The organism is Bradyrhizobium sp. USDA 4461 (genome assembly GCF_054055655.1).
Map to the genome: position 1 here is coordinate 7,263,352 of NZ_JBSRXM010000001.1, position 12,146 is coordinate 7,275,497.

The 12,146-nt window shown below is 63.1% G+C and carries 10 protein-coding genes; 3 read left to right on the forward strand and 7 right to left on the reverse strand.

The features are described 5' to 3' along the window. The 3 genes from ACVINW_RS34310 to ACVINW_RS34320 form a co-directional block, all read right to left on the reverse strand. Positions 1-2,580: a TonB-dependent receptor gene (locus ACVINW_RS34310; protein WP_456755368.1), complete on the reverse strand. Its 2,580-nt coding sequence runs from the start codon at positions 2,578-2,580 to the stop codon at positions 1-3. Between the two features lie 246 nt (positions 2,581-2,826). Continuing rightward, on the reverse strand, positions 2,827-3,066 hold the full coding sequence (locus tag ACVINW_RS34315; protein WP_456755369.1) for a hypothetical protein: 240 nt from the start codon (positions 3,064-3,066) through the stop codon (positions 2,827-2,829). Positions 3,067-3,183: 117 nt separating this feature from the next. Further along, entirely contained in the window at positions 3,184-3,645 is a 462-nt protein-coding gene (locus ACVINW_RS34320) for a MarR family winged helix-turn-helix transcriptional regulator (RefSeq protein WP_456755370.1), read from the reverse strand. A gap of 182 nt (positions 3,646-3,827) precedes the next feature. Here ACVINW_RS34320 and ACVINW_RS34325 point away from each other — a divergent pair, with 182 nt between their 5' ends. The 3 genes from ACVINW_RS34325 (at position 3,828) to ACVINW_RS34335 (ending at position 8,755) form a co-directional block, all read left to right on the forward strand. After that, positions 3,828-4,997, forward strand: coding sequence for an efflux RND transporter periplasmic adaptor subunit (locus ACVINW_RS34325; RefSeq protein ID WP_456755371.1), 1,170 nt, complete (start codon positions 3,828-3,830; stop codon positions 4,995-4,997). Further along, positions 4,994-8,140, forward strand: coding sequence for a multidrug efflux RND transporter permease subunit (locus tag ACVINW_RS34330; protein WP_456755372.1), 3,147 nt, complete (start codon positions 4,994-4,996; stop codon positions 8,138-8,140). Before ACVINW_RS34325 ends, ACVINW_RS34330 begins: the two co-directional genes overlap by 4 nt. A gap of 105 nt (positions 8,141-8,245) precedes the next feature. Next, positions 8,246-8,755, forward strand: coding sequence for an invasion associated locus B family protein (locus ACVINW_RS34335; RefSeq protein ID WP_456756563.1), 510 nt, complete (start codon positions 8,246-8,248; stop codon positions 8,753-8,755). A gap of 21 nt (positions 8,756-8,776) precedes the next feature. Here ACVINW_RS34335 and ACVINW_RS34340 read toward each other — a convergent pair whose 3' ends face one another. The 4 genes from ACVINW_RS34340 to ACVINW_RS34355 form a co-directional block, all read right to left on the reverse strand. Beyond that, complete coding sequence (locus ACVINW_RS34340) at positions 8,777-9,184, reverse strand: GNAT family N-acetyltransferase (protein ID WP_456756564.1); 408 nt, start codon at positions 9,182-9,184, stop codon at positions 8,777-8,779. A gap of 405 nt (positions 9,185-9,589) precedes the next feature. Beyond that, positions 9,590-10,690 carry a YihY/virulence factor BrkB family protein gene (locus ACVINW_RS34345; RefSeq protein ID WP_456755373.1) on the reverse strand — a complete coding sequence of 367 codons (1,101 nt, stop codon included), beginning with the start codon at positions 10,688-10,690 and terminating at the stop codon, positions 9,590-9,592. Continuing rightward, complete coding sequence (locus ACVINW_RS34350; RefSeq protein WP_456755374.1) at positions 10,677-11,738, reverse strand: DUF3618 domain-containing protein; 1,062 nt, start codon at positions 11,736-11,738, stop codon at positions 10,677-10,679. Before ACVINW_RS34350 ends, ACVINW_RS34345 begins: the two co-directional genes overlap by 14 nt. Further along, positions 11,716-12,141 carry a phage holin family protein gene (locus ACVINW_RS34355; protein WP_456755375.1) on the reverse strand — a complete coding sequence of 142 codons (426 nt, stop codon included), beginning with the start codon at positions 12,139-12,141 and terminating at the stop codon, positions 11,716-11,718. Before ACVINW_RS34355 ends, ACVINW_RS34350 begins: the two co-directional genes overlap by 23 nt. Between the last annotated feature and the right edge of the window lie 5 nt (positions 12,142-12,146).

The window sequence follows — 12,146 nt, forward strand, 5'->3', positions numbered from 1 at the left end:
TCAGTAACGCGCAGACACAACCAGATACGCAGCGCGTCCCGGCGCTTCCAGCACGAAAGGTGTCGCACTCTGGTAGAGCGCATCGTAGTAGCGCTTGTCGAAGATGTTGTTGACGAACAGCTTCACGGTCCAGTGCTGGTCGATCTTCGCTTCGGCGAAGGCGTCGAAGCGCCAGTAGCTCGGGAGCGAGGTGCCCTGGTTGGCCGCGAGCAGCGTGCCGCCATAAATCTTCGAGCGGTAGACCGCCTGCCCGCCGAGCTCCCACATGTCGGTGAGCTGGTACTTCGTCAGCATGCTGAACGACTGATGCGCGACGTTGGCGAGCGGCAGCCCGACATTGGTCGGGTAGAGCAGCGGCTGCGGCGACGGCGCATTGGACTTCGTCACCTGCGACTGCATCAGCACGAGGCCGCCGAACACACTCCACTTGTCGGTGATCTTGCCGCCGACGCCGAGATCGATGCCGCGTACCCAGTAGGCGGCACCGGCAGTGATGCACGATACGGAGCTCGTGATCTGGGGGGTGGTGACCGGATAGGGACAGGTCGCCGTGCCGGTCGTTGGCGTGATGTTCTGCGCCTCGCGCGCGTTTTCCTTGTTGGTCTGGAACAGCGCGGCCGTCACCAGCAGGTGCCGGTCGAACAGCTCCCACTTGGTGCCGACTTCGATCGCCTGGTTCTTTTCCGGCCCGAAGATCTGGTTGGAGCTGCCGTTGAGGACGGGCGACAGGCCGCCATACGCCGTGCTGGTGCCGTCGAATTCTGCGCCCACCGGGTTCGACGACGTCGCGTACGCGGCGTAAACGCTGCCGTTCGGCGCGGGCTTCAGCGTCAGCCCGAGGTTGAAGTTCGGCATGCCGAACTCCGCGCTCTGCGCACCGAAGACCGTCGCGCCAGACACCGTGCCGTATCCGCTGGTCTTGATCGAATAGTCGTCGTAGCGGATGCCGCCATTGAGGATGACGAGATCACGGTAGTTGACGCTGTCGAGCAGATAGACGCTCGCGGTGTCGATCGCGAGGTTGGTCGGCAGACCGCTCAATGTCGGCGTCGACGTGAACGGCGTGTAGGTGTATTGCGGCGCGAATACATTGACGCCGGAAATCGAGCCGGCGCCGTTGAACGGCGTACCGGTCGTCAGCTCCGAACTCAAGCCGGTGTATTTGTCGATATACGAGGTCTCGCGCGAGATCTCGACGCCGCCGACCGCCGTGTGCCTGAAGCCGCCGGTGTCGAACTTGTAGGTCGCTTCGCTCTGGTTTGCGACCACGTCGGTGATCTGGTAGCGGCTCTGCGGATTCATCGTGATCGTCGAAGCCGAGAGCGGGCTCGCGACAACCGGCGACTCGGCAATTGTCCCGATGTAGTTGTTCATCGCACGCGACGCGCGGAACTTGTCGGTGAGGACGAGGTCCGGCGTGACATGGACTTCGGTGCTGACCGTTCCGATGTCCTGCTGAACCTTGAAGAAGTCGCGATTGACCAAGCCGTAGAAATTATTGGCGGGGGAGCCGAATTGAGGGAACGGACCGCCGGCGGTGCTGGTGAAGATGTTTCCTGGCGCCGGTGAACCCGGTCGGTAGTAGGGAACGCCGAAGTCCGGTATGCCGTGGAGGTCGGTGTGCACGTAGTCAGCGGTGATCTTCACCGCGTCGATCGGTGTCCACTTCGCCGCGACGAAGGCTCCGCTGCGGTCATCGGTGGTGTTGTTGCGCCCGGCGACGTTGGCGTCCTGGAACAGGCCGCCGGCGCGGATCGCCAGCGTCGGGCTGATCACCTGGTTGACGTCGAGTGTCACCCGCTTGGTCTGGTCGGTGCCAAACGTGGTGTCCATGTTGTAGAAGCTCTTCTCCGTCGTCGCCTGCTTGGTGACGATGTTGATCGCGCCGCCGGTGGTGCCGCGGCCTGCAAAGGACGAGCCGGGGCCGCGCAGGATCTCGACCTGTTCGGTGAAGAAGTTCTCGCGGACGCTGACGCCGGGATCGCGCACGCCGTCGATGAAGATGTCGTTGCGCGCATCGAAGCCGCGGATGAAGAAGCGGTCGCCGAACGCATTGCCGCCCTCGCCGGTGCCGAGCGTGACGCCCGCCGTCGACAGGATCGCCGATTTCAGCGAGGTGGCGTTCTTGTCTTCGAGGATGTCCTTGGTCAGCACCGTGACCGACTTCGGCGTGTTCAGGATCGGCTCGGGAAACTTGCCGGACGCCTGCAGACGGTCGCCCTTGTACGGCGCCGCCGGATCGGCGTAGGGGTTGCGGTCGGGGGGAAGACCGCCGGCATTCGGAAACGGCACCGGCGCCTGCTGTGCCTGCTGGTTGGCGCGCCGCGCGGCGCGGCGCAGCGCATTGCGGGCGCGGACCTGGTCCGATGGCGGCTTGGATGAGACGGGCTTCGGACGCGCGACCGGGGCATCGACGTTGACGGGCGGCAGGCTGGACTGCTGCGCTTCGGCTCCCGAAAACGACGCCACCGCGATCAGGCTCGCGACCGCGGAGACCTTCGTGGCGGAATAACCCGTATCATCAGCCGAACCGATTGCTGCTCCGAAGCGCAGCGATCTCGGCGCCTTCATATTGTTCATGTCTTGCACGCCCCCAAACGAAGTCAGTTCGATCGCGAAATGAAGCTGCGACGAACTGTCTCTTTCGGTTATCGAGCGTGACTTTTTTTATCAATGCGGCGAGCGCAACACTTCGCTTGAATCGCCCCAATTCAAAGCGATTCTAATCTCGCCTTTGAAATCGTTCTAAACTGAAGTTTTTAAGCATTCTAATAATCGTTCTAAATTGCTGCCTCGCATGGTTGCAGGCAGCGGCCGATGCGCCTTTCACTCGGCGCTTGGCGGCTTCATCAGTGAAAACAGCTCGTCGATGGTCCGCTGCGCGACCTGCCGCACGCGGTCGCTGTTCTCGAGGCCGGCGATATTGACGCCGTTGACGACCGCTTTGATCTCGTCGCGGAAGTCGGTGAGGAAGCGCAGCGGGTCTCGCTGCTCATTGGCGACGCGCGCGATCAATCCTGTCACCAGGAGCTGGCACGCCATCATGCGCCCGTTCAACTCATCCATCGCTGTCCTCGTCCGCTCACACCGTCGCTGCGCGATATGAACGACATCCCGCGGCGTTTCAACCGCGTCGCGCAATCTCGACGAGCCGACGCAGACGTTCTTGCAAAGAGACGCACGCTATTTCGCGGCGATGTGCTCCGCCTCCTCGCCGAGCAGCTTGATGCGGTCCTTGACCGCGCGGAGCGTGGCAAGGCCGCTCTCGACATGCTTGTCCGAGACGTCGCGCAGCACGTCGCAGGCGATCGCATCGCGCAGACTGTCGAGATCGTCGACCAGCCGGCGCCCGCTGTTGGTCAGGAACAGGCGATTGGCGCGGCGATCCCTGGGATCGGGACGACGTTCGAGCAGACCATGCTCGACGAGGCGGTCGAGCAGCCGCACCAGCGAGATCGGCTGCAATTCGAGGACATCGGCGAGATCGACCTGGGACAATCCCTCCTGCTCGCGCAAACGGAAGAGCACGATCCATTGAGCACGCGTGGTGCCTCGCGCCTTGGCGCGATGATCGATATAGTTGCGCAGCAGCCGGGAACTCTCGACGAGCTGCGCAATGAACTGGCGTTTGAGATCGCGCGACATAGGGGTCCTCGGTGCGTTTCCCAGACGGAATGTTGCTGCTCGTTTCTGACCTAAACCTTTCCAAATGTTTAGGATTCTCAAGCCTTGGTGTGTTTACACATTAAGTGCACGCATATTATATCCGCAAGCTCTGTGAACCGTTTCAATCACCCTTTATTGTTACGTCGAACCCAAGAGTCCGCATGTCAAAGTCACGCACCATCGGTTGGGTTTTAGTGATCGCTGCGGTCGGCGCCGCCGGTTATTTCGGCTGGCAAAAATATACACTCAACCAGCAGGCGACCGAGGCCGCGCAGAAGCGCGCCGCCCAGCGCCCGGCGGTTCCGGTCAAGATCTCGCCGGTCGAAAAGGCCGACTTCCCGGTCTACCTCACCGGTCTCGGCACGGTGCAGGCGTTCAACACCGTCCAGGTCCGCACCCGGGTCGACGGCCAGATCACCAAGATCGCCTTCAAGGAAGGCCAGTTCGTCAAGGCGGGCGATACGCTGGTCGAGATCGATCCGCGGCCCTATCAGGCAACGCTCGACCAGGCCAAGGCCAAGAAGGCCCAGGACGAGGCCAACCTCGCCAACGCCAATCTCGATCTGCAGCGCTACACCAAGCTCGGCGAGTTTGCGACCCGTCAGCAGCTCGATACCCAGCGTTCCACCGTGGCCCAGCTCACGGCGCAGATCGCGGCCGACGAGGCCGCCATCTTCAACGCGCAGACCCAGGTCGACTACACCACCGTGAAGTCGCCGATCGACGGCATCGTCGGCCTGCGCCTGGTCGATATCGGCAACATCGTCAACGCCTCGGCCCAGACCGGCATCGTGACGATCACCCAGATCGAGCCGATCACGGTGATTTTCACTGCGCCGGAGGACCAGCTGCCCGACATCAAGGCCGCGCTCGCCGTGGCGCCGCCGAAGACCATTGCGCTGACCACCGACGGCAAGAGGGTGCTCTCGACCGGAACCCTGGCGCTGATCAACAATCAGGTCGATACCACGAGCGGGACTGTCCGGCTCAAGGCGGTGTTTGATAACAAGGACCATGCGCTGTGGCCGGGCCAGTCGGTCTCCACCCGGCTGCTGGTCAAAACCTTGAAGGATGCCACCGTCGTCCCGGATGACGCAGTGCAGCATGGCACCGAAGGCCTCTACGCGTATTCAGTCAATCAGGAGAACAAGGCCGAGCTTCGCAAACTCAAGGTCAGCCAGTCGATCGACGGCAAGTCGGTGATCGATGAGGGCCTGTCGCCCGGACAGCAGGTGATCACCGCCGGCCAGTACAAGGTCTCGCCGGGAACCCTGGTGACAACGGCGGTGGCGAGCTCGGATCAGTCCCAGTCGAAGGTCACGCAGGAATGAGCGCCGGAATATCCGCACCATTCATTCGCTTCCCCATCGGCACCTCGCTGCTGATGGCAGGCATCCTGTTCATCGGCCTCGTGGCCTATCCGCTGCTGCCGGTCGCGCCGCTGCCGCAGGTCGACTTCCCCACCATCCAGATCACCGCGACGCTGCCCGGCGCGAGTCCCGAGACGATGGCGACCTCGGTCGCCCAGCCGCTGGAACGCCAGTTCGCGCAGATCCCTGGCATCGCCCAGATGACCTCGACGAGCTATCTGGGCACCGCGGCGGTCACCATTCAGTTCGACCTCAACCGCTCGATCGACGGCGCCGCCAACGACGTGCAGGCCGCCATCAACGCGGCCAGCGGCCAGCTGCCGAAGACCCTGCCCTCGCCGCCGACCTATCGCAAGGTCAACCCGGCGGACGCGCCGATCATGCTGCTGTCGGCGACGTCCGACACGCTGCCGCTGACCACGGTCAGTGACGCCGTCGACGCCCAGCTGGCCCAGCAGATCAGCCAGATTTCCGGTGTCGCGCAGGTCATCATCGGCGGCCAGCAGAAGCCGTCGGTCCGCGTCCAGATCGACCCGGCCAAGCTCGTCGCCAAGGGCCTGTCGCTGGAAGACGTCCGCGCCGCGATCAACATCGCCACCGTCGACAGCCCGAAGGGCAACATCGACGGCACCACCCGCGCCTACACCATCTACGCCAACGACCAGCTGCTGACGGCTGATCCGTGGAATGACGTCATCATCGCCTACCGCAATGGCGGGCCGCTGCGCATCCGCGACGTCGGCCAGGCCGTCACCGGACCGGAGGACGCCAAGCAGGCCGCCTGGGCCAATGGCCAGCGCGGCGTGTTCCTCGTCGTGTTCAAGCAGCCCGGCGCCAACGTCATCGACACCGTCGACAAGATCAAGGCGACGCTGCCCAGGCTGGTTGCCGCGATACCGCCGGCGATCAAGATCGAAGTCATCTCCGACCGCACCACCACGATCCGCGCCGCGGTGGAGGACGTTCAGTACACCCTGCTCCTGACCATCTTCCTGGTCGTGATGGTGATCTTCGTCTTCCTGCGCAGTTTCTGGGCGACCGTGATCCCGACCGTGACGGTGCCCTTGGCGCTGCTCGGCGCCTGCGCGCTGATGTGGGTGTTCGGCTACACCCTCGACAATCTGTCGCTGATGGCGCTGACGATCGCGGTCGGCTTCGTGGTCGACGACGCCATCGTGATGCTGGAGAACATCAGCCGCTACATCGAAGAGGGCGAGAAGCCGATGGCGGCCGCCTTCAAGGGGTCGCAGGAAATCGGCTTCACGATCGTTTCGATCAGCATCTCGCTGGTCGCGGTGCTGATCCCGCTGCTGCTGATGGGCGGCATCATCGGCCGCCTGTTCCGCGAATTCGCGGTCGTGCTGGCGATGACGATCTTCGTCTCGATGTTCGTGTCGCTGACGCTGACCCCGATGATGGCCTCGCGTTTCCTGCGCGCGCACAATGAGGAGAAGCACGGCCGCTTCTACCAGCTCAGCGAGCGCGGCTTCGACGCCATGCTGCGCGGCTATCAGAGCGTGCTCGACCTCGCGCTGCGCTGGAAGTTCACCACGCTGATGATCTTCTTCGCGACATTGGCGCTGTCGGTCTACATGTTCGTGATCATCCCGAAGGGCTTCTTCCCGCAGCAGGACGTCGGCCTGATCACCGCGACCTCGGAAGCCAACCAGGACATCTCCTTCGCCGAGATGAAGCGCAAGCAGGAGGAGCTCGGCAAGATCGTCATGCAGGATCCCGGCGTGGCGACGGTGGCGATGGCGATCGGCGGCAGCGGCCGTGCCGGCAATAACGGCACCATGTTCATCACGCTGAAGCCGCTGAGCGAGCGCGACGCCAACGCGCAGCAGATCATCGCCCGGCTGCGGCCGAAGCTGGAGAAGATCCAGGGCGCCCGGCTGTTCATGCAGGCGGCACAGGACGTTCGCCTCGGCGGCCGCCCGACCCGTACCCAGTTCGAGTTCACGCTGCAGGACGCCGACCTCAACGAGCTGAACCAGTGGGCGCCGAAGATCCTGTCGAAGATGCAGACGCTGCCGCAGCTTCGCGACGTCGCCACCGACCAGCAGACCAACGGCACCACGGTCGAGCTGAAGATCAACCGCGACACCGCCTCGCGCTACGGCATCCAGCCGCAGCTGATCGACGACACGCTCTATGACGCCTTCGGCCAGCGCCAGGTGACGCAGTACTTCACCCAGCTCAACAGCTACCACGTGATCCTCGAGGTGCTGCCGGAGTTGCAGGGCGCGATCGACACGCTGAACAACATCTACGTCAAGTCGCCGCTGACCGGCGACCAGGTGCCGCTGTCGACCTTTGCGAAATGGACCAGCGCGCCGGTGCGGCCGCTGTCGATCAGCCACCAGGGCCAGTTCCCGGCGATCACGATCTCCTTCAACCTGGCGCAGGGTACAGCGCTCGGCCAAGCGACGGAGGCGGTGCAGAAGGCGATGGTCGACCTCGGCGCGCCGCCGACCCTGAGCTCGAGCTTCCAGGGCACCGCGCAGGCGTTCCAGCAATCGCTGTCGACCGTGCCGCTGTTGATCCTGGCGGCGCTCGTGGTGGTCTACCTGATCCTCGGCATTCTCTACGAGAGCTACATCCACCCCATCACGATTCTATCGACGCTGCCGTCGGCCGGCGTCGGCGCGCTGGCGATCCTGATGGCGGCCGGCTTCGACTTCTCGCTGATCGCGCTGATCGGCATCATCCTCTTGATCGGCATCGTCAAGAAGAACGGCATCATGATGGTCGACTTCGCGATCGCCGCCGAGCGCGACCAGCATTTGGAGCCGGAGGCGGCGATCCGCCAGGCCGCCCTGCTCCGCTTCCGGCCGATCATGATGACGACGATGGCGGCGTTGCTCGGCGGCGTGCCGCTGATGCTGGGGACCGGCACCGGCTCGGAAATCCGCCAGCCGCTCGGCTACGCCATGGTCGGCGGCCTGATCGTCAGCCAGGCGCTGACGCTGTTCACGACCCCGATCGTCTATCTCTATCTCGACAAGCTCTCCAACGCATTTGCGAATTGGGGCCGCTCGCCGCGCGCCGACCATGACGCCGGTGATGGCGAGGACGGATCGGTCAAGCAGGCTGCCGAGTGACTTGACTTTGCCCGGATACCGGCACATCCGAAAGATGTTCGTTTCGGAGCCGGTATCGTGAAGATTGTCGCAAGATCGCTCGTGGTTCTGTTCAGCGCATTCGGCATGGCGGGCCTCGGCCACGCCCAGACACCGAAGGGCAAGACCACGCCCGCGCCGGCTCCAGCCGCCGCTGCCGCAACTCCACAAGCTGATGCATCCGGCAGCAACACCGGCTGGGTCGCGCGCTGCACCAGCGCGAGCCGTGACGCGCCGCTCGAATGCGCGATGGAGCAGACCGCCGTTCTCACCAAGACCGGTCAGCTGATCGTGCTGGTCAACATTCGTGTTCCCGGTGACACCCGCACGCCGGTTGCGCTGATCCAGCTTCCGCTCGGGCTGAACCTGCCTGTCGGCGCCAAGCTGCAGGTCGACGACGGCAAGGCCGTCGATGTGCCGATCCAGACCTGCGAGGCGCGCGGCTGCTACATCAACGCCCCGATCGCCGCCGACGTCCTGGCGCAGCTGAAATCGGGCAAGCAGCTCAAGGTGTCGTTCCAGAACCTCGGCAAGGAAACCATCTCGATCCCGATGCCGCTCGCCGACTTCGCGACGGTGTACGACAAGATCAAGTAACGCCGCGCACGCCGCAGGTCGCTAGCGTTCCCTCTTGTAGAGGAACGCGTTGTCCGGCTGCGGCATGCCGATGCTCTTATAGAAGCTCATCGAGTCAGGCGCCGACAGCAGCAGGCACATCGATTCAGGCCCGGCGAGGCGCCGCGTCTCCGCGATCAGGCGCTTGCCGATGCCATGTCCCTGATAGCCGCGATCGACCGCGAGATCGGACAGATAGCAGCAATAGGCGAAATCGGTCAGCGCGCGCGAGACGCCGACCAGCCTGCCTGCCTTCCGCGCGGTCACGATCAGGTTGGCATTGGCGATCATGCGCCCCATCCGGTCGGTATCCGTGAGCGGACGCCGCTCGCCGAGGCCCGATTGGCGCAGCACGTCGATGAACTCGTCGACGCCGATCGACGACTCGCGGGCATAGAGGATTTCGTCCATCACCTTAAACCTCTGTCGCAACAAGCCGGACAACACGCGAAACCATGGTCGATTATGCTTGGGCCCGGGACCAAGCGGTAGAAGATCGCAAACTCGCAGGCGCCGATTTGGCAGGCGAACTCGCTGCACCGAGATGTCCAGACCTCCAGCTAAGCTGTTGATTTGGAATGGTGTAACGGCAGCCTATCAGTTTCTGGGCTAACTCGCTGATTTTTCCCAACCGGTTTTGCAGTCCTGCCCTTTTCTGATCCGACTAGATCCGGGCACTTCTGAGAAGTTTGCAAGACTCTCGGGCGGGGGTCGGGTATGGGAAAATCGTACCAACGGAGAGACGCTTCTGCCGTTGTGGCATTCGCGCGGGAGGGTTCGGAGCTTGACGGTCCCCTACTAGCCTGTCGTGCGTCCCTAACTTTTTGTCTGAGCGGCCCCCACGGTATCAGCCATTGTCGCCCGCCGCGCTCCTATCGGCTTCGGTGGGCCGGTTGTGGTATCGCGCGCTGTCTGATGTTCCATTTCCGCGTCGAGTTCGGCGCCGATCAGGATCACGATTGCGGACAGCCAGATCCACATCATGAAGCCGATCACGGCGCCAAGCGAACCGTAGGTCTTGTTGAATGATCCGAAGTTCGCCGCATACCAGGAGAACAGGATCGAGGCCGCGAGCCAGCCTACTGCCGCGAATGCGCTTCCCCAGGTGATCCAGCGCCACTGGGGTTGCTCGCGCGAGGGGCCCAAGCGATAGATGAATGCAAGCGCCAAGGTGACGATCACAAACATTGCTGGCCACCGTGCAACTTGCAAGATGAGTTCACCGACCTCTGACAAGCCAAGATATTTGAGCGCAATCGGGAGAACGACCATGGCTCCGATCGCGAGCAGCACGAAACCGATTCCGGCAGCCGTAAATCCGAGCGAGATCGCATTCAGCCTGACAAAGCTGCGCTTCTCCCGCTCCGCGTAGACGATATTCAGAGTATCGAAAATAGACTTCATCGCCGCGTTTGCGCTCCAAAGCGAGAGGCAAAGGCTCACGACAAAAGTCAATCCGAGCGTAGCACCCCGCTGCGCCGCAACTCGTGTCAGTTGATCGCGGATGACGTCGAGCGCGCCGCCGGGCAGCAGGCCGGACAGCTTGTCCAACTGGAGGGCGAGCGTTACCGGATCGGCAAATAAGCCGTATACGGCCACAAGAGCAGCGATTGCTGGAAAGATCGCGAGAAGGCTGTAGAACGTCACACCTGCCGCCAAAGCCACGATCCGGTGCTCGGAGATGTTCTGGTAGACCCTCAGCAGGATGTCTTTCCAACCTCGCGCCGGAATCTCCGAGGGCATCGTTGCAAGGCGGCCGCGGCCCTCATCGGACTGCGGCCGATTTCCACGAACCTCCACAGTCGCCTCTGAAAACCGCCGAGCCCAGAGACCGGCCGCGACTAGGGCAAGGGTCATGGCGGTAGCCCAAAGCGGCGGGCCTGCCTTCTTGGTATCGACGTGCTCAGACCGGCGCATTCTCGGGTTTCCAGGGCTGCCCTTGCCACTCGCCTTCAGAAGTCTGAGACTCATCGGGCACCAGCGTCGCTTGGTCGCTCTTGGCCCCGTGTGCCGCGACCTCGCCGGAGCTGGCATCTGCCTTTTGTGCCTGTTTGGTGGCCTCGTCCTGCGCCGCATCCAGAGCGCGCTCGCCGACCTTCTTTGCGCTGTCGTACTGCTCCGATGCGAAATCCCTGGCCTGTTCCTTCATTTGGTCGCTCGTCTCTTCCATCATGCGATCTTCCACTCCGGTCGCCGGCAGCAGCGCGCCCATCAGCGCGCCCACAGCGATTCCTATCCCGGTCAGGAGCAATGGTTGTTCACGGCAGAACTCGACGAGGGAATTGCCCGTCTGCAACGTTCGTTGACCGGCTGCCTTCGTGGAGTCGGAGATTGACGAGGCGGTACGACGCCCGCTGTCGGCGATAGCTTCGTATCCTTCAGAGACGGTGCGCTGCATGGAATCAGTCATGGAGGCAGCGGTATCGCGAATGTTTTCACGAGTCTGCGCAGCAGTTTCCCGGGCCGATTCGACCATCGAGCCGGCAGCGTCTCGCATGTTCCGTCCCGTGTCATTGGCAGCCTTCTTGGTTTGATCCGCGGCCGAAGCAAGGCTATCCGCGACCTCGCTCCGGGCGGTCGAAACCTTGTTGCTCCATTCGCCGCTCTTCTCGGCGGCACCGTCGCTCGCCCGGTCGGCCACGGTTCGGACGCTCTCAGTGGCATCTCCAGCGGCATCCCGCATGCGACCTGCGGTCCGCCGCATCGGGCCGGCTGCTGAACCGGTGCGCGATCCCAGCATCATCCATGCAAGGCTCGCCCCCATGATCATGATGGGGAGAGGATTATTGACCGCTTGATCCCGTAGATTGCGCGTAAACGCCGCGGCGGCTCCCTCGCTGACCCTGTCGGCTAACTGATCAACTACGTGCCCCGGCGTCATACACGCCCGGAGCTCGTCCAAGGTGTTGGCAAGCTGCGTCCGCTGCTCTTCGGTCTCTCGTTCAAGCTGCTCGCTGTGCGTCATGGTTCTGGCTCACTTGTTCCTTGGCTACCGATGCGTCCCGCTGGAGCTGGTGGACGGTTCTGCCGGGCATGATGTTTTCGATCTTGAGGCGGCTGATTCCGATGAGGAGGAGAATGATCCCGAGGAGCAGCACGGCGCCGCCGACGATCAGGGCGGACCAGTATGGTGCTAAGCCATACCCATCTGTAAGAGCTGAAACTCCGGCTTGGAGCAGGATGACGAGTGCTGGAATCAGCAGCACCGCGCCCCCGATGACCATCCCGAGGCCCCGCCCGACGCTGGCAATGTTCTCAGAGAGCTCAGCGCGGGCGAGCTGGGCCTCCTTACGCATGAGCGAGGTGAATTGCGAAAAGAGGTCGCTGACGATCTGGGGGACTGGACGCGGATAATTGGAAGCAGCCATGGTAC

Excerpts from the sequence above, each read along its gene's own strand:
- ACVINW_RS34310 (WP_456755368.1), bottom strand. The coding sequence starts at position 2,580 with ATGAACAATATGAAGGCGCCGAGATCGCTGCGCTTCGGAGCAGCAATC.
- ACVINW_RS34315 (WP_456755369.1), bottom strand. The coding sequence starts at position 3,066 with ATGGATGAGTTGAACGGGCGCATGATGGCGTGCCAGCTCCTGGTGACA.
- ACVINW_RS34320 (WP_456755370.1), bottom strand. The coding sequence starts at position 3,645 with ATGTCGCGCGATCTCAAACGCCAGTTCATTGCGCAGCTCGTCGAGAGT.
- ACVINW_RS34325 (WP_456755371.1), top strand. The coding sequence starts at position 3,828 with ATGTCAAAGTCACGCACCATCGGTTGGGTTTTAGTGATCGCTGCGGTC.
- ACVINW_RS34330 (WP_456755372.1), top strand. The coding sequence starts at position 4,994 with ATGAGCGCCGGAATATCCGCACCATTCATTCGCTTCCCCATCGGCACC.
- ACVINW_RS34335 (WP_456756563.1), top strand. The coding sequence starts at position 8,246 with ATGGCGGGCCTCGGCCACGCCCAGACACCGAAGGGCAAGACCACGCCC.
- ACVINW_RS34340 (WP_456756564.1), bottom strand. The coding sequence starts at position 9,184 with ATGGACGAAATCCTCTATGCCCGCGAGTCGTCGATCGGCGTCGACGAG.
- ACVINW_RS34345 (WP_456755373.1), bottom strand. The coding sequence starts at position 10,690 with ATGCGCCGGTCTGAGCACGTCGATACCAAGAAGGCAGGCCCGCCGCTT.
- ACVINW_RS34350 (WP_456755374.1), bottom strand. The coding sequence starts at position 11,738 with ATGACGCACAGCGAGCAGCTTGAACGAGAGACCGAAGAGCAGCGGACG.
- ACVINW_RS34355 (WP_456755375.1), bottom strand. The coding sequence starts at position 12,141 with ATGGCTGCTTCCAATTATCCGCGTCCAGTCCCCCAGATCGTCAGCGAC.